This is a genomic window from Stenotrophomonas sp. TWI169, assembly GCF_039674705.1.
Lineage (GTDB): Bacteria > Pseudomonadota > Gammaproteobacteria > Xanthomonadales > Xanthomonadaceae > Stenotrophomonas > Stenotrophomonas maltophilia_P.
In genome coordinates, this window is the sequence record NZ_JBDJOB010000024.1 from 17,623 (window position 1) to 42,876 (window position 25,254).

The window sequence follows — 25,254 nt, forward strand, 5'->3', positions numbered from 1 at the left end:
TGCCGGTGTCCGCCCCATGTACCTGCCCCGCTCGCCCCTGCGCCATGCCGATGCCGACCCCGGTCGCCCGGTGATCTGGACGGTCAGCGTTTCGCGGCTGACCGGCCTGCTGGGTGACGTCATTCCCGAGTTCGACCGCCGCGCGCGCATCGAGCAGATCAACCTCGGCTTCGAAGAGGCAGTGGAGGTGATCGGCCAACGCCTGCGCCGCGAGCACTGCGACGTGGTGATTGCCGGTGGCTCGAACGCGGCCTGGCTGCGCAGTCGGCTCGACCTGCCGCTGGTGCCGATCCAGGCCAACGGCTTCGACCTGATGGAGGCTCTGGCGCGCGCGCGCCGCATCGCCGCACGCATCGGCCTGGTCACCCATGCCAGCGACGTGCCGGTGTTCAGCGGCTTCCAGCAGAGCTTCGGCCTGGATATCGAGCACCGCCGCTTCGTCACCCGCGAAGATGCGCGCGACTGCATCGCCGATCTGCGTGCCAACGGCATCGAAGTGATCGTCGGCACCGGGATGGCCATCGACCATGCCGAGCAGGCCGGGCTGCCGGGCGTGCTGCTGTATTCGGCCGACTCGGTACGGCAGGCCTTCGAGCATGCGCTGGAACTGACCCAGACCCTGGCACGCTCGGTGGGTCCACGCCCCACCACGCGGCGCAGTGCCGCCCCGCGCGGCGATGCATACGCGCTGCTCGGCGACAGCGAGGCGATGGCGCAGGTGCGCGCACAGATCGCGCTCTATGCACCGCACGACAGCACCGTGCTGGTCACCGGCGAGACCGGTACCGGCAAGGAACTGGTGGCACGGCAACTGCACGCCGCCAGCGGCCGGCGCGGTCGTTTCGTCGCGCTGAACTGCGGCGCGATCAGCGAATCGCTGCTGGAAGCCGAACTGTTCGGCTACAGCGATGGCGCCTTCACGGGCGCACGTCGTGGCGGCCGGATCGGACTGGTCGAAGCGGCCGATGGCGGCACACTGTTCCTTGACGAGATCGGCGAGCTGCCCTTGCCGCTGCAGACCCGCCTGCTGCGCGTACTGGAAGAACGTGAAGTGCTGCGCGTCGGCGCCACCGAACCAACACCCGTGGACCTGCGGGTGGTGGCCGCGACGCTGCAGTCGCTGGAGCATCGCGCAGCTGCCGGCAGCTTCAGGCGCGACCTCTACTACCGGCTGGCGGCACTGCGCATCGCACTGCCCCCGCTGCGTGCCCGGCGCGCTGACATCCCGCTGCTGACTCGGCACTTCTTCCGCCAGCTGCGCGGTATCGACGCCCCCCTGGACCAGGACGCGATGGCAGTGCTGGGTGCCGCCGACTGGCCGGGCAATGTGAGAGAACTGCGCAATCTGGTCGACCGCCTGCGCATCCACTGGCAGCCGGCAGACGGGATGATCGACGCTGGGCGCCTGCTGCAGCTCGCGCCGGAACTGGCGCGCGAAAGCACCCCGTCCCTGCGGCTGGAAAGCAATGGCAGGCGCCCGGCACGGGCCCAGCTGCAGGCGCTGCTGCAGGAACACCGCAATGACCGCGAAGGCATGGCCCAGGTGCTCGGCGTGTCACGCACCACCTTGTGGCGCTGGCTGCGCGCGGAAGGACTGTAGGCAGGCGCAGCGCGGACCGCGCGGCGCGCCGCCAGCCAAGGTTGGCACTACCCCCGCGTGGCCGCGTCCAGCGGCATGCGGAAATAGACCACCCGCTCGGTCTCTACAAAGCCACAGGCGCGGTGTGCCGCGTGCGCCTCTACGTCCTCCAGGCGGCTGTCCGAGGCCAGTTCGCTGCAGCCCGCGTCCCGCGTCCACGCCTGCACTTCCGCCAGCAGGGCACGGCCGACAGCGCGGCCCTGCCACTGCGGCGTTACATACCAGCCTTCCAGGAACCCGACCGGCGAGGAACCGGTGCCGTTCACATAGTCGTGGCGCAGGCGTACCTCAGCGAAACCGACCGCCTCACCATCAGCCGCGCACGCCAGGAACACCGCACCTTCCGGATCGGCCAGCGACTGCGCCAGCTCCTCCAGTGGATCATCGGCGTCGGGCCACAGGCCCACGCGCAGCAGCGACCATGCAGCGGCATCGGCCGGTGTGGCCTGGCGGATCGTGGCAGCGCAGCCGCTCACGGATACAACAGGCGCTTGCTCCAGCGCCCCTCGGCGCCGGCTTCATAGCACCACCGCTCGTGCAGGCGGAACTGCGCGCCGTACCAGAACTCGATGCGGTCGGGCACCACGCGCAGGCCACTCCAGCCGTCCGGACGCGGCACGTCCTTGCCCTCGAAACGTGCCTCGACCTCGGCCACGCGCGCATCGAACTCTTCGCGCGTTGCAAGCGTCTTCGACTGCTGCGAGGCCCACGCGCCGATCTGGCTCATGCGCGGACGGCTGGCGAAATAGGCGTCTGCTTCCGCATCGGCCACCTGTTCGACACGGCCTTCGATGCGCACCTGGATGCCGGCCTCGCGCAGGCTGCGCCACAGGAACAGCAGGGCCGCCTGCGGATTGGCCCGCAGCTCCTGGCCCTTGTGGCTGTCCAGGTGGGTATAGAACACGAAGCCACGCTCATCGAAGGCCTTCAGCAGCACGGTGCGCGCCGATGGACGACCGTGCAGGTCGGCACTGGCCACGGTCATCGCGTTCGGCTCGACCTCGCGGCTCTGTTTGGCCTCGTCGAACAGGGCCGCAAACGTGGACAGGGCTTCGGCGTACAGGTCGCTCATGATTGCGTTCTTCTCACACGGATTGATCTATTGTGGCGGCATGGTCGCTGCTGCGTATATGCCCCAGGTGAAAGGATTTCCCGAAACATTGGCCGAGCAGGCACTGGATGATGCGCTGGGCAGCGGCGCGGCGGTTCCAGTATTGGCGATCAGCGGGCTGCAGGGGAGCGGCAAATCGACGCTGGCCGAGCAGGTGGTGGCGCGCGCCCGGAACCGGGGCCTGAACGCCGCGACGCTGTCCATCGATGATGTCTACCTGACCCGCGCGCAACGGCAGCGGCTGGCACGCCAGGTCCATCCGCTGTTGATCACCCGGGGGCCGCCGGGCACCCACGACCTGCCGCTGGTCCACGCGCTGCTCGATGCCGCCGCCGCGCGCGAACCACTGGCGCTGCCGCGCTTCGACAAGCTGGCCGACGAGCGCCTGCCACAGGCGCAGTGGCCACGGCTGGAAAAGCCGCTGGACCTGCTGGTGTTCGAAGGCTGGTTCCTGGGCACACCGGCGCAGGAGGAATCCGAACTGGCTCAGCCGTTGAACGCCCTTGAACGTGATGCCGACAGCGATGGCCGCTGGCGCCACTGGTGCAACAAGGCCCTGGGCCGCGACTACCCGGCATTGTGGCAACGCTGTGACCGCCTGTGGTTCCTGCAGCCGCCGGACTTCTCGGTAGTACCGCGCTGGCGCTGGCAGCAGGAGCAGAGCCTGCAGGCGGCCCAGCCCGGCCGGCATGGCATGAGCCGGCCGCAGCTGGAGCGCTTCGTGCAGTACTTCGAGAGGGTCAGCCGGCAGGCACTGCATGCACTGCCGGCCCTCGCCGACCGGGTGGTGGTGCTGGATGCGCAGCGCCAGGTACAGGCACTGCGCTGAGGCCCCTCATTCCACCAGGAAGGTCACCCGCAGATTGACCCGCCACTCGGTGATCTCACCGCTACCATTGGTGACCACCTTGGTCTCGTTGATCCAGGCCCCCTGGATGCCCTTCACGGTTCCGGAGACCTTCTTCAGGCCGCTGCGCACGGCATCCTCCACGCTCGTGGGCGAAGAGGCGGTGATTTCGATGACCTTGGCAACCGACATGGCCTGTACTCCGTTGAACGCGGGAATCCCCGCAGGAAGTCCCACCCTGACGTGAAGGACGTAAAGGCCGGGGCACGGAGGTGTTAGCATCAGGGCGCATGAATCCTGCTCCGAACCTGATCCTGATCGGCCCGATGGGCGCCGGCAAAACCTGCATCGGCCGCCGCCTCGCCGAGCGCTTCACGCTGGACTTCGTCGATGTCGACCAGTCCATCGTCGACGCCGCCGGAGCCAGCATTCCCACGATCTTCGAGCACTCCGGCGAAACCGGCTTCCGCAGCCTCGAGCGCGACGCGCTGGCCCGCCTCCTGCAGGGCCACGGCCAACTGGTATCGACCGGCGGCGGAGCGGTACTGGACCCGGACAACCGGGCATTGATCGCCCGCCGTGGCTTCGTGGTCTACCTGCGCGTCAGCGTGACCGCGCAACTGGAACGGCTGGCCCGCGACAAGGCCCGGCCGTTGCTGCAGCGCCCCGACCGCGAGCAGGTGCTGCATGACCTGGCCGCCCATCGCGATCCGCTGTACCGCGAACTGGCCGACCTCACCCTTGATACCGACCCGTACACCGCTGCCGACGCCACCGCCCAGCTGGTCGTCAAGCTCGCCGCGCAATGGCAGCGCCAGGACCTGATCGCATGACTTCCCCCACTCCGCTGCAGGTCGCCGTTGGCGGTGACCGCCCTTACACCATCTCCATCGGCGCCGGCGTCCAGAGCAATGGCCCTGCCCTCGTCCGCCACGTGCGGGGGCGCCACGTCCTGCTGCTCAGCGACAGCGACGTCGCCCCGCTGTACCTGGCGCGGCTGAAGCAGACCCTGCTGGCTGCGCGTCCGGACCTGGTCGTCGGCGAACACGTGCTGGCCGCCGGCGAAGCCTCCAAGACCCTGGCTGAATTCGGCCGCGCCATCGAAGCGCTGGCAGCCCTGGGCGCCACCCGCGATGCCTGTGTGTTCGCGCTCGGTGGGGGTGTCGTCGGCGACCTGGCCGGCTTCGCCGCAGCCTGCTGGATGCGGGGCATCGACTGCGTGCAGCTGCCGACCACGCTGCTGGCGATGGTCGATTCGTCGGTGGGCGGCAAGACTGCCGTAGACATTCCTGCCGGCAAGAATCTGGTCGGCGCCTTCCATCCGCCGCGCGCGGTGGTGGCCGATACCGCGGTGCTGGCCACCCTGCCGCCGCGCGAGCTGCGCGCGGGGCTGGCCGAGGTGGTGAAGTACGGCGCACTGGGCGATGCGGATTTCTTCGACTGGCTGCAGCACCACGCCGACGCGCTGTCCGCTGGCGAGGACGCGGTGCTGGCCGAAGCCATCGCCCGCAGCTGCAGGCACAAGGCCGCCATCGTCGAGCGCGATCCGTTCGAGAAGGGAGAGCGTGCCCTGCTGAACCTCGGCCACACCTTCGGCCATGCCATCGAAACCGAACAGGGCTATTCGGCGCCGGGCCGCGATGCGCTGAACCATGGCGAGGCGGTGGCAGTGGGCATGGTGCTGGCGGCCAGGCTGTCCACCGATCTCGGCCTGGCCGACGATGCCGACCGCGCGCGCCTGCAGGCGCTGCTGGAAAGGCTCGGGCTGCCGGTCGCGATCCCGGCCGGCCTGGATCCGCAGGCCCTGCTCGGCCGCATGCGGCTGGACAAGAAGAACGTGGCCGGTCGACTGCGCCTGGTGCTCTGGCGCGGCATGGGTCGGGCCGAGGTGGTGCCGGACGTGGATGAAGCAGCGGTATTGAAGGTGCTGGGCCAGGGTTGATCGCTTCCGCGTTCGCCGGGCATGGCCCGGCGCTGCCCGGGGTTTCCTGAGCGTCCGCCGGGCATGGCCCGGCGCTACCGCGTTGCGGCCGGGGTCACCCTGGCCCCGCTACAATCGGGCCATGCATGTCTACCTGCAACATCCCGAGGCCGGTGCGCAGGCACCGCGGTTCCTGCGCCTGAGCCTGCAGCCGGATCTTTTCGGCGGCTGGGAGCTGCTGCGCGAAAGCGGCCGCGTCGGTGGCCGCTCGCAGCTGCGCCGCGAGCTGTTCCTGCAGGCCGACGAAGCCCGCCACGCCTTCGAGAAGGCGCGCGATGCCGAACTGCATCGTGGCTTCCAGATCCTTTCGCACGGCGACTGACGCCGCTGCCCACCTTCGATCCAAGGAACGTTCAACGTGACCAGCCCTCTCCGCAACGATCGCCTGCTACGCGCTCTGCGCCGCGAACCGGTGGATTGCACGCCCGTCTGGCTGATGCGCCAGGCCGGCCGCTACCTGCCGGAGTACCGCGCGACCCGGGCCAAGGCCGGCAGCTTCCTGGCGATGGCCAAGAACCCGGAGATCGCCTGCGAAGTCACCCTGCAGCCGCTGCGGCGTTTCCCACTGGATGCCGCCATCCTGTTCTCGGACATCCTCACCATCCCCGACGCGATGGGGCTGGAGCTGTACTTCGTCGAAGGCGAAGGCCCCAAGTTCCGCCACCCGGTACGTGACGAAGCCGCCATCGCCAGGCTGGCGGTGCCGGACATGGAGCAGGACCTGGGCTACGTGATGGATGCGGTGCGCCTGATCCGCCGCGAGCTGGATGGCCAGGTGCCGCTGATCGGTTTCTCCGGCAGCCCATGGACACTGGCCTGCTACATGGTGGAAGGCGGCGGCAGCAAGGATTTCTCGCGCATCAAGGCCATGGCGCTGAACCACCCGCAGGCGCTGCACCGCCTGCTGGAGGTCACCACCGACGCGGTCATCGCCTACCTGGGCGCGCAACGCGCCGCGGGCGCACAGGCCCTGCAGGTTTTCGACACCTGGGGCGGCGTGCTGTCGCCGGCGATGTACCGCGAATTCTCGCTGCGCTACCTGCAGCGGATTGCCCAGGGCCTGGACCGTGGCGAAGGCAGCGAGCGTACGCCGCTGATCCTGTTCGGCAAGGGCACCGGCCTGCACCTGGAAGCACTGTCGCAGACCGGTGCGGATGCACTGGGCCTGGACTGGACGCTGGACCTGGACGAAGCGCTGCGCCGCACCGGTGGTCGCGTTGCCCTGCAGGGCAACCTCGACCCCACCACGCTGTACGCTTCGCCCGATGCGATCGCCACCGCTGCCGCGCGCGTGCTCGATACCTACGCCGCCGGCAATGGCGGGTCGCGCGAGGGCCACGTGTTCAACCTGGGCCATGGCATGTCACCGGACATGGACCCGGCCCACGTGCAGGTACTGGTCGACGCGGTGCACGCGCACAGCCAGCGCTGAGCAGTGCGCATGCGGTTGCGGCGCGGTGTTGATCGCGCCGTGACCCGCAGTGCGCGATCATGGCGCCCCCACGTTGCACCGGCCACAACCCATGTCCACATCGCCATCGACCTACAACCGCCAGCGCCCCCTGCTGTGGCTGGTGTCCCTGGCGATCTTCATGCAGATGCTGGACTCGACCATCGTCAACACGGCGCTGCCGGCGATGGCGGCCAGCCTGGGCGAGAGTCCGCTGCAGATGCAGTCGGTGGTGTTCAGCTATGCACTGGCGGTCGCCACGTTCATTCCCGCCTCCGGCTGGATCGCTGACCGCTACGGCACCCGGCGCACCTTCCTGGTGGCGATCATCCTGTTCACCCTCGGCTCGCTGGCCTGCGCGCTGGCCCAGCACCTGCATCAGCTGGTGGGTGCCCGCGTGCTGCAGGGCATCGGCGGTGCGATGCTGCTGCCGGTCGGCCGCCTGGCGGTGATGCGTTCGGTGCCGCGCGAGGACTTCCTGCGTGCGATGAGCTTCATCGCCATCCCCGCCCTGATCGGCCCCTTGATCGGCCCGACGCTGGGCGGCTGGCTGGTCGAGATCGCCTCCTGGCACTGGGTGTTCCTGATCAACCTTCCGATCGGCGTGATCGGCTTCATCGCTGCGATGAAGATCATGCCGGACCATTACGCCAGCCACCGCACCCGCTTCGACCTGCGCGGCTACATCATGCTGGCCTTTGCGATGGTGGTGCTGTCGCTGGCGCTGGACGGCATCTCCGGGCTGGGTACGCCGCACGCGCTGGTGATGCTGATGACCGTGGCGGGGCTGGCCGCACTGGTGGGCTATTGGCTGCACGCGGCCAACTCGACCGCGCCGTTGTTCTCGCTGGCGCTGTTCCGTGTGCCCAGCTATCGCATCGGCATCCTCGGCAACCTGTTCTCACGCATCGGCAGCAGCGCCATGCCGATGCTGATTCCGCTGCTGCTGCAGGTGGGCCTTGGCCTGGGACCGATGAACGCCGGACTGATGATGGTGCCGGTGGCCGCGGCCGGCATGGTCTCCAAGCGGCTGGCGGTGAAGCTGGTCGAACGCTACGGCTATCGGCGCGTGCTGATGACCAACACCGTGCTGGTGGGCCTGGCCATGGCCAGCTTCATCCTGATGACGCCGGGCCAGCACCTGGGCTGGCGCCTGCTGCAGCTGGCCTTCTTCGGTGCGGTCAATTCGCTGCAGTTCACCGTGATGAACACCGTGACCCTGCGCGATCTGGATCGGGAGTTCGCCAGTTCGGGCAACAGTCTGCTGTCGATGGTGATGATGCTGGCTGCCGGCTTCGGCGCGGCAGCGGCGGGCAGCCTGCTGGCCGCCTTCGGCACGCACCTGGAGGGCCACGGCGCAACGGCGGCGTTGCACGCCACGTTCCTGTGCGTGGGCGCGATCACACTGACTTCGACGATGATCTTCTGGCAGTTGCCGGACACCAAGCCCGAACCCCGCCAGGTCGAACACGTCGCGGAGTAGCCTGCCGGACTGTGCCCGGCCTCAGCGCCCCAACACCTTGGCGATGGCCTCCACCAGCAGCTCGCCCGTGACCGGCTTGCGCAGGAAACCGCCGATCCCGGCCGCTTCCACCTGCTTCTGCAGGTCTGGGTCCGTGCGCGCGGTCACCGCCAGCAACGGCAGCGTGTACCCCTGGTTGCGCAGATGCTCGGCCAGCTCGAAGCCGCTGAGGCCCGGCAGGTCCAGGTCAAGCAGGGCCACATCGAAATCACTCCCGCTGATCTCGCGCAGCGCCGCCAACGCATGCCCGGCATGCACCACCTCATGGCCGCGCGCACTCAGAAGACCCTGCACGACATCGGCCACCGTCGCGTCATCCTCCACCAGCAGCACGCGCAGGGGGGGCATGTTCGCTACTGCATCCTCGCTCCGCGCGGCGCTGTCCGCATCGGCGTCGGCGTCCACTTCCAGCGGCAGGGGCAGCATCACTCCAAAGCAGGTTCCGCGCCCCAACTGGCTTTCGACCTGGATCCGGCCCTGCATCGCCTGCGCCAGCTCGCGGCAGATCGCCAGCCCCAGGCCACTGCCACCATACTGCGCCGCGGTACGTGCACCGTCAGCCTGCTCGAACCGGCGGAACAGGCGCAGCTGCTGTTCCTGGCTGATGCCCGGCCCGGTGTCACGCACTTCGAACTGGAGTGCACGCATCGCCTCATCGCACCGGGCATGCAGGGTGATGGTGCCACGGCTGGTGAACTTCACCGCGTTGGACAGCAGGTTCAGCAGGATCTGCCGCACCCGGATCGCATCGCCGGTGGCCTGCAGGCCGGGCGGCAAGCGATTGTCCAGGACGAAACGCAGTCCCTTCTGCGCGGCCAGCGGCCCCATCAGCGCGGCCAGGTCCTGCAGCAGGCAATGGAGCGCGAACGGCCGGGACTGCAGTTCCAGGCGCCCCGATTCGATCCGCGCCAGGTCCAGCGCATCGTTGACCAGATGCAGCAGATGCTCGCCCGCCTGGCGGATGGACTGGGTGTAGCCGCGCTGCTGAGGATCCAGCGGCGAGGACAACAGCAGCTCGCTCATGCCCATCACACCGGTCATCGGCGTGCGGATCTCATGGCCCAGATTGGCCAGGAAGCGTGTCTTGGCCGCCGAGGCCTGCTCGGCCAGTTCCTGCTTGTGCAACGCCAGCTGGTAGGCGTGGCGACGCTGCAGGCGGCGACGGTACAGCCACGCGAACCAACTGGTCAGCAGCAACGCGATCGACGTCAGCACCAGCAGGCCTGACAGGCTGCGCCACCACGGCGGCTGCACGCGGAACTCCAGGGTCTGCACCCGCGACCAGACGTGATCGGCCGAGCGCGCCTGCACTTCCAGCCGATAGCTGCCCGGCGGCAGCCGCGAGAACAGGCGTTCACCGGCGGGCCCGACCTCGACCCAGTCCGGGTCATAGCCAGCCAGGCGGTAGCGATACGAATTGGAGGCCGAATCGGCGAAGGACAGCAGGCGGGCCACGATGCGCAGATCGCGGTCGCCGTCGGCGATCAGCAACGGTGCGTCGTGGGTCAGGTCCAGCACCTGCTCGTTGCGGCGCACCTCCACCCGCTCGATCACCAGCGGTGCGCGGCGCACCGAAGGCCGCACCTGTTCCGGATCGAACACCACCACGCCGGCCGGCGTGCCTGCCACCAGCCGTCCCGAAGACGTCGCGATCAAGGTATGCGCGCGGAACTCCTGGCTGGGCAGGCCATCGTGCACGCCATACAGGCGCACGCTCTGGCCGTCCGCGCCGACCCGCACCAGGCCGCGTGCGCTGGTGGCCCAGGCCACACCCTGCGCATCGACCACCAGACCGGTGGCGGAAACCGCCGGATATCCCTGTTCGGCACCAATGACCCCCTGCCGCTCCAGACGCCCCTGGCTCCATCGATAGCGCGACAACCGGCCGTCCTCGGACAGCCACACCTGGCCGTCGCTGCCGGTATACGCCGCGTACAGTGCCGTTGCCGGCGCGCCGGGCACCGGCTGGAAGCGCTGCTGCTCAGGCTGCCACTGCAGCAGCCCGCGGCTGCTGGCCAGCCACAGCTGGTTCTGCGGACCGCATACCAGATCCTGGTTCAGCTGGCCGGTCTGCAGTCCGTTCTGGCCATTGTCCAGTTCGAGCAGCAGCCGACCTTCCAGATCGCGCTGCTGCAGGCCGGCGGGCATCATCAACCACAGGCTGTTGCTGTCGCAGATCATCAGTGCGTCGACATCGCCCTCCATCGCGGCATCGGCAGGCGCGTCGCGTCCCCAGCGGCGCAGCTCGTCGCGTGCCGGGTCATAGCGCAGCAGCGCTCCGGACGAACCGATCCAGACCCGGCCATGGCGGTCCTCGCGAACCGAGGTCAGCCAGTGGATGCCATTGACGCCGCGCCGGAACTGCTCGATCCGGCCGGTACGGGGATTGAAGCGATCCAGCGCGCCGTGGCTGCCGACCGTCCAGACACCTCCGTTGCTGGACGCACTGGTGCCGAGTACGTAGGCGTTGCGCAGTGACGATGCATCGTCCTCCAGACGCGAGAACACCGAGAACTGCCACCACCGTGGCAACAAATGCCAGAGACCGGCATTGGTGCTGGCCAGCCAGATGCCGCCCTCGCGATCCTCGTAGGCGCCGGTCCAGTTCGGCCGCACCTGGCCGCGCGCGATCGCGCTGTACAGCGGCACCGTCTGGTACTGGCCATCGACCGCGCGACCGAGTCCGCTGCGGGTGTCCAGCCAGTAGCCCCCCTGCTCATCGCGCAGCATCATGCCCAGCACCTCGTCGCCGGCCGGCACCGACCAGGGTTGCCGCTCGAAGCGACCATCCGGCCGGCGCACGAATGCGCCGGCCAGCGTACTGATCCACAGGCTGCCGTCAGGCTCGGCGGTCAGACCGTTGATCAGCTGGCCGGGCACCTGCTCGTCGCCGACCCGCTCGAAATCGCTGCCGGTCCAGCGCGCCACGCCATGCTTGGTGCCCACCCACAGGCTGCCGTCGGGCAGCGTGGCCAGATAGGGCACCGCAGCGGCCGGCAGGCTGCGCGGATTGTTCGCCTCGGGCAGGAAGCGCTGCACGCGATCATTGCCATCCACCCGGTACAGCCCGCCTTCGTGGGTACCGAACCAGATCGAGCCATCGGGGGTGGCGGCCAGGCTCCAGATCGTATTGGTGCTCATCAGCGGCTGGCTGCTGCGGTCGAAGAACCGCAGCTGCCGGCGGTCGGCCGACATCCTTACCAGGCCGGCATTCTCGGTGCCGATCCACAAGCGGTTGCGGGTATCGACCAGTACGGTCCAGATGCGGTTGTCGCGCAGGCCATCCTCGGAGCGCCAGACCCGGTAGTTGCGGCCGTCGTATCGTGCCAGCCCGTCATTGGTGGCGATCCACAGGTAGCCGTAGCGGTCCTCGGCCATGCGGTTGACGGTGTTGGACGGCAGGCCATCGAACACCGTCACCTGCCGGGGCGTGGGCGGTACCGGCTGTGCGGCAGCGGGCGCCAGGCAGCACAGCAGAAGCATCAGCAGCATCGCCGCCCGCAGATACGCCACTGATCGCCTCCTCACGCGTTCCCAGATGGTGCCCGTCGTGCGGGCGTCGGCATGGTAAACCGAAAGTCGCGCCGTTCACGCCCGGCGCCGGCGCAATCAGCCCTCACCCTGGCGCTTGCTGCGAGCCTGCACGATGGCCGCCACCAGCATGTCGCCCGTGACCGGCTTGCGCAGGAAGCCGTCGAAACCGGCGGCCAGCACCTGCGCCTCCGCATAGGCATCGGACCGCGCGGTCACCGCCACCAGTGGCAGCTCATAGCCCATGGCGCGCAGCTGACGGGCGATCGCCGTTCCGTCCAGGGCCGGCAGATCCAGGTCGAGCAGACCGACATCGAACCCCTCGGTCGCGATCTCCGACAAGGCCCCCAGGCCGTGCAGCACGTGCACTACGTCGTGGCCACGACCGCGCAGCAGGCCGGCGATGACGTCCGCTACCGTGGCGTCATCTTCGACCAGCAGGATGCGCAGCGGCGGCAGCGGCGGTGGCGACGCCCTGTCGGAACCACTGTGGGCAGCCTGGCGGGTCCACGGCAGCGGCAGCTGCACGCGGAACCGTGCGCCCCTGCCCGGCTGGCTGTCGACATCGATGCGCCCACCCATCGCCACGGCCAGTTCCTGGCAGATCGCCAGGCCCAGACCGCTGCCGCCATAGCGCGATGCTGTCCGCGGGCCATCGGCCTGCTCGAAGCGATGGAACAGACGCTGCTGCTGTTCGGCATTGATGCCGGGGCCGGTATCGAACACCTCGAAGCACACCCCGCCGCCATCCTCCTGCAGCCGCACGCCCAGGCCGACCTGGCCGCGCTCGGTGAACTTGATGGCATTGCCGAGCAGGTTCAGCAGGATCTGGCGGATGCGCATTTCATCGCCACTGACGCTGATCGGGCCGGGCAAGGCATCCTCGCGTACAAAATCGAGCTGGCGCTGCTGCGCCATCGGCCGCATCAGCATCTGCACCTGGTCCAACAGCGCGGCAAGATCGAACGGACGCAGGTCCAGCTCCAGCCGCCCGGCTTCGATCCGGGCCAGGTCCAGGGCATCGTTGACCAGACGCAGCAGATGGCTGCCCGCCTGCTGGATCGATCCGGCATAGCTGCGCTGTACCGGATCCAGTGATGTGGCCAGCAGCAGTTCGCTCATGCCCAGTACGCCGGTCATCGGCGTGCGCACCTCATGACCCAGCGTGGCCAGGAAGTGGCTCTTGGCCTGCGAGGCCTGCTCGGCGAGCTGCTGCTTGTGCACGGTCAGCTGCCACTGCTGGCGCCTTCTCAGACGGCTGCGGATCGCCCATGCCAGCACCAGCAGCAGCAACGAGCCCAGCAGCAGGTAGCCGAAGATCGCCATGCCGCTGCGCCACCAGGGCGGCAATACCTTCACCTGCAGTTGCTGCGACGGCGTCCACGGACCACTGTCGGTGGCCGCCTGTACTTCGATCACGTAGGCACCGGGCGCGAGGCGCGACAGCGTGCGCTGGCCGTCGCCGCCCTGCTCCACCCAGTTCTGGTCATAGCCCTGCACCCGGAACCGATAGCGGTTGCCCTGCGGGTTGCCGTACGAGAGCAGCCGCGCGTCGATCTGCAGATCACGGTCATCCGGACCCAGCAGCAGCACCCCGGTGGTCGGCAGGGGTTGCCAGCCGCGCGCATCGTCGCGACGTACGCGCACCTGCGCGATCACCAGCGCGGAGGATGGCAGTGGGGTGTCGGCGGCATTGACGTCGAAACCGACCGCGCCGGTCTGGGTCACCGCGAGCACGCGGCCATCGGCGTTCACCGCAGGCGGTCGGCCGGTGAATTCGGCATCGGGCAGTCCGTCGCGCTCGGTGAACTGCCTCAGCCGCTTCGTTTTCGGATCCCAGCGCAGCAGACCGCGCGGCGTGGTGGCCCACAGGCGGCCATCGTCGGCCAAGGCCAGCCCACCCATGCTCAGGGGTGGCACACCGGCGGCAGCATCGACGCGCTGCACCAGGCGCAGGCTCATGCCGTCCCACTGGTAGCGCTCGAAGGCGCCCTGGCGGGCGAGCCACAGCTGCTGCGGATCGATCCACACCAGGTCGTAGATCGATCCCCGCGAGACGCCAGGAACCGCCTCGAAGCGCTCACCCTGCTGGCGCCAGAGGCCCATGTCCCCCATCACCCAGGCCTGCCCGCGCGGATCGAATCGAATCTGCTCGATCGGCGCATCGCCCAGGCCGCGGAATCCCTCGACGGGGAAGCTGCGCAGCACCCGGCCATCGTCCAGACGCTGCTGCACGCCGACGTTCATCACCGACACCCAGGCGGTGCCATCCGGCGCCTGCCGCATCAGGTCGATGCGCTGGCGCAGATCGGAGCCGCCGTCGATGCGCCACTCCCGGGTTGCGCGGGTGGCCGGGTCATAGACGGTGATGCGCCCGGCGCGGCCCAGCCAGAGGCTGCCGTCCGGCCGCGGCAATACCGACCAGACCGCGCCACTGCCCAGTTCGCGATCACTGGCAAGCAGACTCAGCACACCCTGCGCATCGATCCGGTACACGCCGTGTGCCGAACTCACGTAGTAATTCCGGCCATCGGTGGCCGCGCTGAGCAGGTACTGGCTGTCCAGCGGTTTGCCGTCGAGCTGGTTCCAGGTGGAGAAGCGGCGCCAGTCCGGCGGCAGATAGGCCAACCCCTGGCTCAGCAGGGCCACCCAGACCCCGCCTTCGTGGTCCTGCAGCAGATCGAGCACGCCGCTGTGGGCGGTCAGGAAGCCGCTGCCGCGATCGCCCTCCAGGCGCCACAGTGTCTGCGCATCACCGCGCAGCAGCCCATCCGAGGTACCTGCCCAGTAGCCTCCCTGCCGATCCGCCAGCACCAGTGCCGAGCGAAAGCGATCACTGCCGGACCAGCGTGGACGGCTGACGCGGTCCTGGGCATCGATGCGGAACAGGCCTTCGTTCTGGCTGCCGACCCAGATCGATCCATCGGGGTCGCGGCTGAGACGCAGCACGCTGACCCTGCCCAGCTCGCGCGGCGCGATGGCCTCGAAGCCGTTGCCGTTCCAGCGGGCGACACCGGCCTCGGTACCGACCCACAGGCGGCCCTGCGCGTCGACCAGGCTGCTGAAGATGGTGTTGCTGGGCAAGCCGCCGGGGCGCTGCGGATCATGCTGGAAGAAGCGCAGGCTGCCATCCTCGCCGAAGCGGCACACGCCATGGCCGCTGGTGCCGATCCACAGCGCATCGCCCGCATAGGCCAGTGTCCAGAACTGGCTCTGGCATTCATTGTTCACCGCGGCGAAGCTGGAGAAACGCTCGCGATCCGCGTCCAGCCGGGCGATGCCCTTGCCGTTGATGCCGACCCACACCCGGTCCAGCGGATCCACCAGCAGTGTCTCGATCTCGTTGCCCGGCAGCGAACCCGGCCGCTCCGGTTCATGCTGCCAGACCCGCAGCGTCGTGCCGTCATAGCGGGCCAGCCCACCATCGGTGGCCGCCCAGATGTACCCCTGGCGGTCCTCGGCCAGGGCCACGACCATGCGCGACGGCAAGCCCTCGGCGGCGCCGAAGCGGCGCAGTCGTGGTGTCTCCCCAGCCATGTCCAGAGTCGCGGCCACCGTGGCGCTTGCCAACAGCAGCAGACCCGTTACTGCGATGCCTCGGCACCACAGACGCCAGCCACTCGTCATCCTGAACCCCCGATCCAGCCGCGATTGTCACACAGCCCAGGCTTCACGACTGCAACAGCCCGTTTCCAGTGGCATCGCCACCACGAACTGTTGCAGCCATGCACGCAGCGTTGTCAGGGGGCTGTGCGTATGATCGCAGCGTCCCCTCCCGGAGCCCGCCATCGATGCGACCCCGCCTGCTCCTGCTGCCGTTGCTGCTCGCCGCTGCGCCCGCCTGGGCACAGCTCGATACCTACCGGCTGGATCCGGTGCACACGCGGGTGCTGTTCACGATCGATCATGCCGGCTACTCGCAGGCCATGGGGACGGTATCGGGCAGTGAGGGCCACCTTCAGTTCGATCCCGACAACTGGCGCGAGGCAACCCTGCAGGTCGATGTGCCGGTCGCCCGGCTGGATCTGGGAGATGCCAAATGGAACCAGGCCACGCTGGCCCGCAGCCTGCTTGATGGCGAGCGGTTTCCCAGCGCCCGGTTCGTATCGTCGCGGGTCGAACCGATCGATGCGAACCACGCCCGTGTGTTCGGCACGCTGACCCTGCGCGGGGTCAGCCAGGAGGTCGCGCTGGATGTGACCCTCAATGCCATCAAACGCTATCCGTTGCCGCCGTTCCGCCGCACCGCCGGTTTTTCCGCCAGCACCACGTTGAGCCGCCGCGCGTTCGGCATCACCGCCTGGCCCGGGGTGATCGGCGACGCGGTACAGGTACGGATCGAGGCCGAGGCCTTCCTCGACCGCAGCGACAGGCCGGGAACTCCTGCCCCGGTTCCCCACTCCGACAGCAAGACGGCCCCCAAGGACCCCGCATGACCGCCAAGAACTCCCCTGCCGCCTGGGGCAGTGTCAGCCAGACCCTGCACTGGTTGATCGCACTACTGATCCTCGCCCTTGGCGTGATCGGCCTGACCATGGGCGAACTGCCCAGGACGCCCAAATACTTCTGGGTCTACACCGCGCACAAGTCGATCGGCATCACCGTGCTGGCCCTGGTGCTGCTGCGCCTGGTCTGGCGCCTCTACGCCGGTGCGCCCAAGCCGGTGCCGGGTGTGCCCAGCTGGCAGGAGCGCATCGCCAGCGCTACCCACGTGCTGCTGTACGTGCTGATGTTCGCCATTCCGCTTTCGGGCTGGCTGTACGACTCTGCCAGCGGGCTGCGGCCCTTCCGCTGGTTCGGCCTGGTCGATGTGCCCAAGCTCAGCGGACCGGATCCGCAGGTCGTCGCCGTGTCGCATGCGATCCATGAGTACGGCTTCTGGCTGCTGATCGCTGTGGTGCTGGCCCATGCCGGCGCTGCCCTTTACCACCACCTGTTCCAGCGCGACGCGACGTTGAGCCGCATGCTGCCGCGTGGCTGGCTTGCCTCTCCCCAGAAGGACTGACCGATGAATCTGAAACTGACCACCCCGGCGGCCGTGGCCGCTGCCCTGGCCGGCATGCTGGCCACTGCCCCGGCGTTGGCCGCGGACTATGCACAGGCTCCCGGCGCGGGCTCGATCCTGGTATTTGCCAGCAAGTACGACGGCGAAGTGTTCACCGGCAGCTTCCCGGGCTTCGCCACCAAGCTCAGCTTCGATCCCGCCAATCCGGCGGCCGGCTCACTCGACGTCGTGATTCCGCTGGCCGGCGCCAGGAGCGGCAACAGCGATCGTGACTCGACGCTGCAGAGCGCGGACTTCTTCAATGTCGGCAAGTTCGCCACCGCGCGTTACACCGCGAAGGGCTTCCGCGCCATCGGCAATGACCAGTTCGCCGCCGATGGCACGCTCGAGCTGCGTGGTGTCAGCAAGCCGGTGACGCTCACCTTCACCTGGAAGCCGGGCACGCAGCCGGTGCTGACCGGCAAGGCCACCGTCAAGCGCCTGGACTTCAGCGTCGGCGCCGGCGATTGGGCCGACACCAAGACCATCCCCGACGAAACCGCGATCAGCACGATCGTGAAGTTCGACGCGAAGTAAGCCACGGGCCATGCCCGGCTCCACCTTGGAACGGTGATACAGGGTGGCGCCGGGCCATGCCCGGCGGCTTCACCCCGCAGCCAGCCAGGCCCGCACCCGCGCCGCATCGAAGGGCCAGTCCAGTTCGCGGCCGCCCGCCTCGTCGCGCAGCACCGGTACCCGCGCGCCGTAGTGCGCCTCCAGCGCTGGATGGTCATCCAGGAACACCGATTCGAACTCGGGCGCGCGTGCCTTGGCCAGTTCGGCCAGGGCCATATCGCACAGGTGGCAGTCGTCACGCTGGAACAGGGTCAACACCGGCTTGCCTCGCTTGGCGGAAATGCTGCGCCGCAGCCATCGGAGGGCCCGGCAAGCCGCTAGAATAGCCGCTTGTCCGGTACCCGCAGTTTGGCATCCATGGCTGTCAGCACGTTCGACGTCTTCAAGATCGGCATTGGCCCGAGCTCTTCCCACACCGTCGGACCGATGAAGGCCGCCGAGCGGTTCATCCATCGCTGGCTGCTCGACCCCGGCCGCCTGCACGAGGTCGCACGCATCCGCGCCGACGTCTACGGTTCGCTGGCGCTGACCGGTCGCGGCCATGGCACCGACAAGGCGATCCTGCTTGGCCTGGAAGGCCAGCGCCCCAACCTGATCGATCCGGACATCATTCCGTCCACGCTGGATCGCATCCGCAGCAGCAAGCGCATCCAGCTGATGGGCCAGCATGAGATCGCCTTCGACGAGAAGCGCGACCTCGGCATGAACAAGCGGCAGAAGCTGCCGTACCACACCAACGGCATGCGCTTCACCGCGTACAACGCCGACGATGAAGTGATCGCCACGCGCGACTATTACTCCGTTGGCGGTGGCTTCGTGGTCAACCAGGACGACGCGGCCGATGACCGCATCGTGCCCGACGAAACCCCACTGCCCTATCCGTTCAAGAGCGGCGACGAGCTGCTCGCGCAGACCGCGCGCAGCGGCCTGAGCATCGCGCAGCTGATGTTCGAGAACGAGAAGTGCTGGCGCAGCGAGGACGAGATCCGCGCCCAGCTGCGCGAGATCTGGAGCGCGATGCAGTCATGCGTGACGCGCGGCATCCGCGAGGAAGGCGTGCTGCCGGGCGGCCTGAAGGTCGGCCGTCGCGCGCCGGCGCTGTACCGCGAGCTGTCGTCGAAGCCGGAAGCGGCGATGCGCGATCCGCTGACCACGCTGGACTGGGTCAATCTGTACGCGCTGGCCGTGAACGAGGAAAACGCCGCCGGTGGCCGCGTGGTGACCGCGCCGACCAACGGTGCGGCCGGCGTGCTGCCCGCGGTGCTGCATTACTTCGACCGGTTCTGCCCGGGCGCGAACGAGCAGCGCGTGTTCGACTTCCTGCTGACCTCGGCGGCGATCGGCATCCTCTACAAGGAGAATGCTTCGATTTCCGGTGCCGAAGTGGGCTGCCAGGGCGAAGTGGGCGTGGCCTGCTCGATGGCGGCCGGCGGCCTGGTTGCGGCGCTGGGCGGCAATCCAAGCCAGATCGAGAATGCCGCAGAAATCGGCATGGAACACAACCTCGGCCTGACCTGCGACCCGATCGGTGGGCTGGTGCAGATTCCCTGCATCGAGCGCAACGCGATGGGCGCGGTGAAGGCGATCAACGCCTCGCGCATGGCAATGCGCGGCGATGGCAAGCACAAGGTGTCGCTGGACAAGGTCATCAAGACCATGCGCGACACCGGCCGCGACATGCAGGACAAGTACAAGGAAACCAGCCGCGGCGGCCTCGCGGTGAATGTCATCGAGTGCTGATGACGGGCATCTGCCGGACGACACCGTCACCGCATTCCGGTTAGGCTCGGGCATCCCCTGTCACGGAATGTCCCATGCGCGTGATCGCCGCCGCATTGCTGGCCTGCCTGCCCCTCACCGCCGCTGCCGCTCCCGCCTATGGGCCGCGGCTGGAGGGCTTCGATTACGGCCATCCGGTACAGACCTTCACCCTGGAATCGCAGCAGCAACCGCTGCAGATGGCCTATCTGGATATCGCGCCGACGACCGCGCCGATCGGCGTGGTGGTGCTCCTGCATGGCAAGAATTTCTGCGCGGCGACCTGGAAGGAAACCATCCCTCCCCTGCTCGCCGCCGGTTACCGAGTGATCGCACCTGACCAGGTCGGCTTCTGCAAATCCAGCAAGCCCGAGCGCTACCAGTATTCATTCGGCCAGCTCGCCGCCAACACCCATGCACTGCTGCAGCAGCTGCAGCTCGGCGGCCTGCCCGTGCACCTGGTCGGCCATTCGATGGGGGGCATGCTGGCGGTGCGCTATGCACTGACCTATCCGCAGGACCTGCGCAGCCTGTCGCTGGTCAATCCGATCGGCCTGGAGGACTGGAAGGCGCTGGGCGTGCCGTGGCGAAGCGTCGATGCCTGGTATGCCGGCGAGCTGAAAACCAGTTACGAGAGCATCCGCCGCTACCAGCTGGACGTGTACTACGACGGCACCTGGAAGCCTGCCTATGAAACCTGGGCACGCATGCAAGCGGGCATGTACGAGGGCGACGGCAGGCAGGCGGTGGCCTGGAGCCAGGCACTTGCCTCGGACATGGTGTTCAACCAGCCGGTGGTGTACGAGCTGAAGAATCTGAAGGTGCCGACCGCGCTGTTCATCGGCCAGAAGGACCGCACCGCGATCGGTCGTGACCTGGCACCGGCAGAAGTGAAGGCACGGTTAGGCAACTATCCGGCGCTGGGCAAATCGGCCGCTGCGGCGATTGCCGGCGCGACGCTGGTCGAATTCGCCGAACTGGGCCATTCGCCGCAGGTACAGGACCCCAGGCAGTTCAATGCCGCGCTGCTGAAGGTGTTGAAAGGGCGCTGAAACTGCGTATCCGCCGGGCATGGCCCGGCGCAACCGGGACGGACACGACATTGCAGGTAGCGCCGGGCCATGCCCGGCGAGCGCAGCGGTACGGATAACACCGGGCCATGCCCGGCGGGCGCAGCGGGACGCTGCTCATCCCACGATGCGCAGCACGTCATCCAGCAATGCGGCAGCAGTGACTTCCGCGCCCGCTCCCGGCCCCTGGATCAGCAACGGCTGGGTGCGATAGCGGTCGCTGTGGATGGCGACGCGGTTGTCGGTGCCCGCCCCTTGCGCCAGTGGATGATCGGCCGGCAGTTCACGCAGCCCCACCTGTGCGCCGTCAGCGTCGACCCGGCCGACGAAGCGCAGAACACGGCCGCTGTCCGTCGCCTGCTGCCAGCGCGCCTGCAGCGGTGCGTCCAGCTGCTCCAGTTCGGCCAATGCTTCGTCCAGCGGCAGCGCAGCCAACGCCCAGGGCACCAGTGAATCCACGTGCACCTGTGCGGCATCCAGCGCCAGTCCGCTGCTGCGCGCCAGAATCAGCAGCTTGCGCCGCACATCCTCGCCGGACAGATCCAGGCGCGGATCCGGTTCGGTGTAACCCGCGGCCAGCGCCTCGCGCACTGCAGCCGAGAACGGCGAACGGCCGTCATAGCGATGGAACAACCAGGCCAGGGAACCGGACAACACCCCCTCGATCGCGTGGATGTGATCCCCCCCGGCCACCAGCGCGCGCAGGCTGCTCAACAGCGGCAGTCCCGCCCCCACGGTGGCACTGTCGCCGTACCGGGCGCCGCTGTCGGCGCAGCTCTCGGCGATGGCCTTCGCGCGTGACAGCTGCCCGCCCCGGCCCAGCTTGTTGGCCGTCACTACATGCACCCCGCGCGCCAGCCACTGCGCATGGCGGGCGGCCACGTCTTCGCTGGCGGTGGCATCAACCACCACATCGCCACGCTCCAGCCCTTCGGCACCGGCCCACGGTGGCACGCTCTGGCCGCCACGCGGTGCGCGCCGCGCCAGTTCGAGCGGCAGGGCCAGATCGCGGTCGATGGCCAGCGCAGTACGCGAGTTGGCCAGCCACTGCACGCTGGGCAGTTCCAGGCCGCGCGCCTGCAGGGCCTGGTAGCGCTGCACGAACGCAGAGCCCACCGTCCCGGTGCCCAGCAGTGCCAGGCGACCGCCGCCCATCGCCGGAATCTCGGCAGCCAGCGCGCTCATGCGTCCACCACCTGTTTGCGACGTGCGGCAGCGTCGATCACCGCTTCGGCGCGTGCCAGCGCCGCGCCCAGGTCGGCCAGCAGGTCGCGCTCGGCCTCGATGCCGACCGACAGGCGCAGCAGCCCTTCGCTGATGCCGGCGGCAGCACGCGCCTCAACGCTCATCGCTGCGTGGGTCATGGTCGCCGGATGCGCGACCAGGCTTTCCACGCCGCCCAGCGATTCGGCCAGGGTGAAGCAGCGCAGTCCATCGACAAACGCGCGCACGGCAGCGTGCGGATCCTCGCCGGCGCAGTCGGCCAGCTCGAACGACAGCATCGCGCCGAAGCCGCTCTGCTGGCGTGCGGCGATGGCATGACCGGGATGGTCGGCCAGGCCGGGGTAATACACCCGGGCCACGGCGGGGTGCGCGTCCAGCAGCGCGACGATCGAGGCCGTGTTCTCCTGGTGCACACGCAGGCGTGCATCCAGCGTGCGCAGGCCGCGCAGGGTCAGGAAAGCGTCGAAGGGAGAGCCGGTCAGCCCGAGTGCGTTGCCCCACCACACCAGCTGTTCGTGCAGCGCGGGATCACGTGCGATCACCGCACCGCCGACGACATCGCTGTGGCCGTTGATGTACTTGGTGGTCGAATGCAGCACCAGATCGGCACCGAAGGAGAGCGGCTGCTGCAGCGCCGGCGACAGGAACGTATTGTCGACCACCACCAGCGCCCCGGCCTTGTGCGCCGCCTCGATGACGAAGCGCAGGTCGGTGATGCGCAGCAGTGGGTTGGACGGGGTTTCCACCAGCACCAGCCGTGGCTGGGTGGCCAGGGCCTGCGCCAGCGTGCGCGGGTCGGTGAGGTCGGCGGTGACCAGTTCGAAATGCCCCTTCTTCGCCAGCGCGTTGAACAGGCGCCAGCTGCCGCCGTAGGCATCGTGCGGTACCACCAGCGTGTCGCCCGGCTGCAGCAGGGCATTCAGCACCAGGTTGATGGCGCCCATGCCGGTAGCGGTGACCACGCCACCGGCTCCGCCTTCCAGTTCGGCCAGTGCTTCGCCCAGCAGGTCGCGCGTCGGATTGCCACTGCGCGTGTAGTCGTACTGGCGCTTGTTGCCGAAGCCTTCGAAGCTGAAGTTCGACGACAGCACGATCGGTGGAGTGACCGCGCCATGGGCGGTGTCACGATCGATGCCGGCGCGGACGGCGGCAGTGGTGCGACAACAGGACGGCTCGGCGGCGTGCAGGCTCATGCGGTCTCTCCAGAAGTGCGGAAGGCGGTAGCGAGGATCGCGTCGATGCGATCGGTTTCTTTGAGGAAGGCGTCGTGGCCGTATGGGGAGCGCAGCACGCGCAGGCTGCCGCGCGGACCCAGCCCCTCGACCAGACCGACCAGGTCGGCCAACGGCACCAGCCGATCGCCTTCCACGGCCACCACCACGGTTGGCGGCAGGATGGCGGTGGGATCCACGCGGTGCAGGTCGATCGATTCGGACAGGCGCAGGTAGGCGGTCACTGGGGTGCGCGCGACGTACTGCGCGCCCGCCGCGTCGAGGTAGTCCTCGGCGGCCACACGGACGCGGCCGTTGACCACCTCGGGCGGAGCGTCGAAGCGCTCGCCGAACTCTTCCGGCGTGCGGTAGCTGAGCATCGCGAACTGCCTGGCCAGTGCCAGGCCATGGTCTTCACCGCATTGCAGCTGTCCCAGGGCGACCGCCCGGCGCTGCAACGCACGCCACGCCGCGGCATAGGGGTGCGGACGGTGCGCACCACTGGCCAGCACCAGCTGGCGCACGCGGGCGCGATGGCGGACAGCGAACTGCTGCCCGACCAGGGCGCCATAGGAGTAGCCGACAAACGCCTTCAGTGTGCGGATGCCCAGGTGATCCAGCAGCAGGGCCAGCGCGTCGGCCTGGTCGGCCGTGTCGATCGGCACGTCCAGCGCGCCATCCGCACCGATGAAGTCGAACGCCAGAACGCGCAGCTGCTGCGGATCGAGCGTGCGGCCACTGCCGACCAGTTCCTCGGCCCAGCCCTTCTCGGCGAACTGCGCGTTGGACGCCACATGGCGATGGGCGGAGATGCCGCCAGCCAGTACCACCACCGGTGCATCGACCGGTCCCACCCATTCGTAGCGAACGCGTACCGGGCACGCGCCGGCGTGGCGCATCGACAGCACCGCGGCGAACTCGCCGCGCTCGGCGTGCACGCGGTCTTCGACCGGCACGCTGACGGGGACAAAGGGTTCGGGGCGAAGCGTGGTGCTGGGGGCGAAGCTCATGGCGGGATCCGTTAGGGGAATCGGCCATCGAGCCTTCGCGGGGCTCGCGTTCGAGATGCACCTGCGGTGCATGGTTCGAACCATCTTCCGGTGGACGCCACGGTCCCCGCAGGATTTGGCACCTACGCCGGCGCTTGCGCGCCTGCGGGCTGCCCCGGCTTCAAAGGGCCTGTCCCTCTGCCGGTCTCGATGGTGGAGCCACGATGCCATCGCTTTCCGCGCATGTCAATCCCTTCATGCGGATAAAGCGATGAATACCCGGAGCGATCGCTGCGGCCCACCTTTTGCGGATCAGGTACAGTCGCGGCGGTCCCCCTGTCCGGAACGCCCGATGCCGCGCCTGCCCTTGTCCTGCCTGCTGCTGCCGTTGCTGATCAGCACCACCGCCGGAGCGGCCGACTGGCGGCAGGGCTGGGGCCTGGTGCCCTCACCGGCCCCCGCGCCCAGCACGCAGGGCATCGGCCAGGCGGCCCCCATGGCGCAACTGCGGCTGCAGCAGGTGGGCGAATACTGGCAGGCCCGGATCGACAACACCCTGGCCGGCCCATTACAGGTTGAACTGCGCGCTGGACCCGGGCGCCCCATCGAGGGCCTGCCGGTACGGTCGCTGGTGCAGGGCGACAGCAGCTTCGTGGTCGGTCACCTGCCCCCGCCCGTGGGCGGCAGCACGCTCGACGTACGCCTGCAGTCGGTACCGGGCCGTCCCGACGCCCGCGCCGAAGACGTGGCCTACCGCCTGCCGTTCGACGCCGCACGCCTGCGCGTGGACCAGGCGCCGCAGGGCCGGTTCAGCCACGATGACGAGGAGAACCGCGACGCCGTGGACTTCGCCCTGCCCGAGGCGACGCTGGTGCTGGCCGCGCGCGAGGGAACCGTGATGCAGATCCAGGACGGCTTCCGCGGCAACGGCCAGGACCGCGAGCGCGACGGCGGCAGGGCGAATTTCATCCGTGTCCTGCACAGCGACGGCAGCATGGCGCTGTACGGCCATCTGCAGGCAGGCGGCATGCGCGTCCGTCGTGGCCAGGCCGTGCAGGCCGGACAACCAATCGGCCTGTCCGGCAACAGCGGCTACAGCAGCGCCCCGCACCTGCATTTCGTGGTGCAGGTCAACCGCGGCATGGCCCTGCGCTCGGTACCCGTGCGCATCTTCACCTCCCAGGGACAGCTGCAGTTCGCCCGCCAGGGTGATACCGAGGGCGCGGCCGGGCGCTGACCGGCCACGGCCGGTATAATCAGGCGCTTATCTCTTTGAAAAGCGCCCCGGGCGGGCGCCACTG

Annotated in this window: 22 protein-coding genes and 1 riboswitch; of the genes, 13 read left to right on the forward strand and 9 right to left on the reverse strand. The window is 68.7% G+C overall.

Annotated elements, in window-relative coordinates; translation table 11 throughout:
* The first annotated feature begins 16 nt into the window (after window positions 1–16).
* On the forward strand, window positions 17–1,600 hold the full coding sequence (prpR, locus tag ABE543_RS15940; RefSeq protein ID WP_346475893.1) for a propionate catabolism operon regulatory protein PrpR: 1,584 nt from the start codon (window positions 17–19) through the stop codon (window positions 1,598–1,600).
* A gap of 47 nt (window positions 1,601–1,647) precedes the next feature.
* Here the strand turns inward: prpR and aacA are convergent, their stop codons facing one another.
* Window positions 1,648–2,115 (reverse strand): aminoglycoside 6'-N-acetyltransferase, encoded by a 468-nt coding sequence (aacA, locus tag ABE543_RS15945; protein WP_346475886.1) that lies wholly within the window; start codon window positions 2,113–2,115, stop codon window positions 1,648–1,650.
* A complete protein-coding gene (gene pdxH / locus ABE543_RS15950) occupies window positions 2,112–2,711 on the reverse strand; it encodes a pyridoxamine 5'-phosphate oxidase (RefSeq protein WP_053518654.1) in 600 nt (199 codons plus the stop codon). Before pdxH ends, aacA begins: the two co-directional genes overlap by 4 nt.
* 40 nt (window positions 2,712–2,751) lie before the next feature.
* On the opposite strand from pdxH, the gene ABE543_RS15955 reads away from it, so the two are divergent.
* Complete coding sequence (locus ABE543_RS15955) at window positions 2,752–3,579, forward strand: kinase (RefSeq protein WP_346475887.1); 828 nt, start codon at window positions 2,752–2,754, stop codon at window positions 3,577–3,579.
* A 6-nt stretch (window positions 3,580–3,585) separates the two neighbouring features.
* On the opposite strand, the gene ABE543_RS15960 is transcribed toward ABE543_RS15955, so the two are convergent.
* Entirely contained in the window at window positions 3,586–3,789 is a 204-nt protein-coding gene (locus tag ABE543_RS15960) for a dodecin family protein (RefSeq protein ID WP_053518657.1), read from the reverse strand.
* Between the two features lie 98 nt (window positions 3,790–3,887).
* On the opposite strand from ABE543_RS15960, the gene ABE543_RS15965 reads away from it, so the two are divergent.
* The 5 genes from ABE543_RS15965 to mdtD all read left to right on the forward strand — a co-directional run bounded on the left by ABE543_RS15965 (window position 3,888) and on the right by mdtD (window position 8,511).
* Window positions 3,888–4,430, forward strand: a complete 543-nt coding sequence (locus ABE543_RS15965; RefSeq protein WP_065174808.1) for a shikimate kinase — start codon at window positions 3,888–3,890, stop codon at window positions 4,428–4,430.
* Complete coding sequence (gene aroB, locus ABE543_RS15970) at window positions 4,427–5,539, forward strand: 3-dehydroquinate synthase (protein WP_346475888.1); 1,113 nt, start codon at window positions 4,427–4,429, stop codon at window positions 5,537–5,539. Before ABE543_RS15965 ends, aroB begins: the two co-directional genes overlap by 4 nt.
* Before the next feature lie 121 nt (window positions 5,540–5,660).
* The gene (locus ABE543_RS15975; RefSeq protein WP_053518663.1) at window positions 5,661–5,900 is read left to right on the forward strand and encodes a WGR domain-containing protein; all 240 of its coding nucleotides are present in this window, start codon (window positions 5,661–5,663) and stop codon (window positions 5,898–5,900) included.
* Window positions 5,901–5,936: 36 nt separating this feature from the next.
* Window positions 5,937–7,010, forward strand: a complete 1,074-nt coding sequence (gene hemE, locus ABE543_RS15980) for a uroporphyrinogen decarboxylase (protein WP_065182628.1) — start codon at window positions 5,937–5,939, stop codon at window positions 7,008–7,010.
* A gap of 91 nt (window positions 7,011–7,101) precedes the next feature.
* On the forward strand, window positions 7,102–8,511 hold the full coding sequence (mdtD, locus tag ABE543_RS15985) for a multidrug transporter subunit MdtD (RefSeq protein ID WP_065182627.1): 1,410 nt from the start codon (window positions 7,102–7,104) through the stop codon (window positions 8,509–8,511).
* A gap of 21 nt (window positions 8,512–8,532) precedes the next feature.
* On the opposite strand, the gene ABE543_RS15990 is transcribed toward mdtD, so the two are convergent.
* Window positions 8,533–12,063, reverse strand: coding sequence for a hybrid sensor histidine kinase/response regulator (locus ABE543_RS15990; RefSeq protein ID WP_065182626.1), 3,531 nt, complete (start codon window positions 12,061–12,063; stop codon window positions 8,533–8,535).
* Window positions 12,064–12,159: 96 nt separating this feature from the next.
* Entirely contained in the window at window positions 12,160–15,708 is a 3,549-nt protein-coding gene (locus ABE543_RS15995) for an ATP-binding protein (RefSeq protein ID WP_197601063.1), read from the reverse strand.
* A gap of 164 nt (window positions 15,709–15,872) precedes the next feature.
* Between ABE543_RS15995 and ABE543_RS16000 the strand changes: the two genes are divergently transcribed.
* Genes ABE543_RS16000 through ABE543_RS16010 form a run of 3 tightly spaced genes read left to right on the forward strand, consistent with a single transcriptional unit; the run spans window position 15,873 to window position 17,662 of the window.
* The gene (locus ABE543_RS16000) at window positions 15,873–16,517 is read left to right on the forward strand and encodes a YceI family protein (RefSeq protein ID WP_053519879.1); all 645 of its coding nucleotides are present in this window, start codon (window positions 15,873–15,875) and stop codon (window positions 16,515–16,517) included.
* Window positions 16,514–17,086, forward strand: coding sequence for a cytochrome b (locus ABE543_RS16005; RefSeq protein WP_065182624.1), 573 nt, complete (start codon window positions 16,514–16,516; stop codon window positions 17,084–17,086). The genes ABE543_RS16000 and ABE543_RS16005 overlap by 4 nt, the downstream gene beginning before the upstream one ends.
* Window positions 17,087–17,089: 3 nt before the next feature.
* Window positions 17,090–17,662, forward strand: a complete 573-nt coding sequence (locus ABE543_RS16010) for a YceI family protein (protein WP_053519881.1) — start codon at window positions 17,090–17,092, stop codon at window positions 17,660–17,662.
* Between the two features lie 69 nt (window positions 17,663–17,731).
* Here ABE543_RS16010 and ABE543_RS16015 read toward each other — a convergent pair whose 3' ends face one another.
* Window positions 17,732–17,917, reverse strand: coding sequence for a thioredoxin family protein (locus ABE543_RS16015; protein WP_053519891.1), 186 nt, complete (start codon window positions 17,915–17,917; stop codon window positions 17,732–17,734).
* Window positions 17,918–18,058: 141 nt separating this feature from the next.
* Between ABE543_RS16015 and ABE543_RS16020 the strand changes: the two genes are divergently transcribed.
* A complete protein-coding gene (locus ABE543_RS16020; protein ID WP_053519882.1) occupies window positions 18,059–19,441 on the forward strand; it encodes an L-serine ammonia-lyase in 1,383 nt (460 codons plus the stop codon).
* 74 nt (window positions 19,442–19,515) lie between these two features.
* The gene (locus ABE543_RS16025; RefSeq protein WP_065174805.1) at window positions 19,516–20,511 is read left to right on the forward strand and encodes an alpha/beta hydrolase; all 996 of its coding nucleotides are present in this window, start codon (window positions 19,516–19,518) and stop codon (window positions 20,509–20,511) included.
* 135 nt (window positions 20,512–20,646) lie between these two features.
* On the opposite strand, the gene ABE543_RS16030 is transcribed toward ABE543_RS16025, so the two are convergent.
* The 3 genes from ABE543_RS16030 to ABE543_RS16040 are packed head-to-tail and all read right to left on the reverse strand — an operon-like array spanning window position 20,647 to window position 23,974.
* Window positions 20,647–21,714, reverse strand: coding sequence for a homoserine dehydrogenase (locus ABE543_RS16030; RefSeq protein WP_346475889.1), 1,068 nt, complete (start codon window positions 21,712–21,714; stop codon window positions 20,647–20,649).
* Window positions 21,711–22,946 (reverse strand): O-succinylhomoserine (thiol)-lyase, encoded by a 1,236-nt coding sequence (locus ABE543_RS16035; protein WP_262218583.1) that lies wholly within the window; start codon window positions 22,944–22,946, stop codon window positions 21,711–21,713. The genes ABE543_RS16030 and ABE543_RS16035 overlap by 4 nt, the downstream gene beginning before the upstream one ends.
* The gene (locus tag ABE543_RS16040; protein ID WP_197571440.1) at window positions 22,943–23,974 is read right to left on the reverse strand and encodes a homoserine O-succinyltransferase; all 1,032 of its coding nucleotides are present in this window, start codon (window positions 23,972–23,974) and stop codon (window positions 22,943–22,945) included. The genes ABE543_RS16035 and ABE543_RS16040 overlap by 4 nt, the downstream gene beginning before the upstream one ends.
* A 77-nt stretch (window positions 23,975–24,051) precedes the next feature.
* Window positions 24,052–24,170, reverse strand: a riboswitch (SAM riboswitch).
* 135 nt (window positions 24,171–24,305) lie between these two features.
* Here ABE543_RS16040 and ABE543_RS16045 point away from each other — a divergent pair.
* Entirely contained in the window at window positions 24,306–25,190 is an 885-nt protein-coding gene (locus ABE543_RS16045) for a M23 family metallopeptidase (protein WP_262218580.1), read from the forward strand.
* Window positions 25,191–25,254 lie beyond the last annotated feature (64 nt).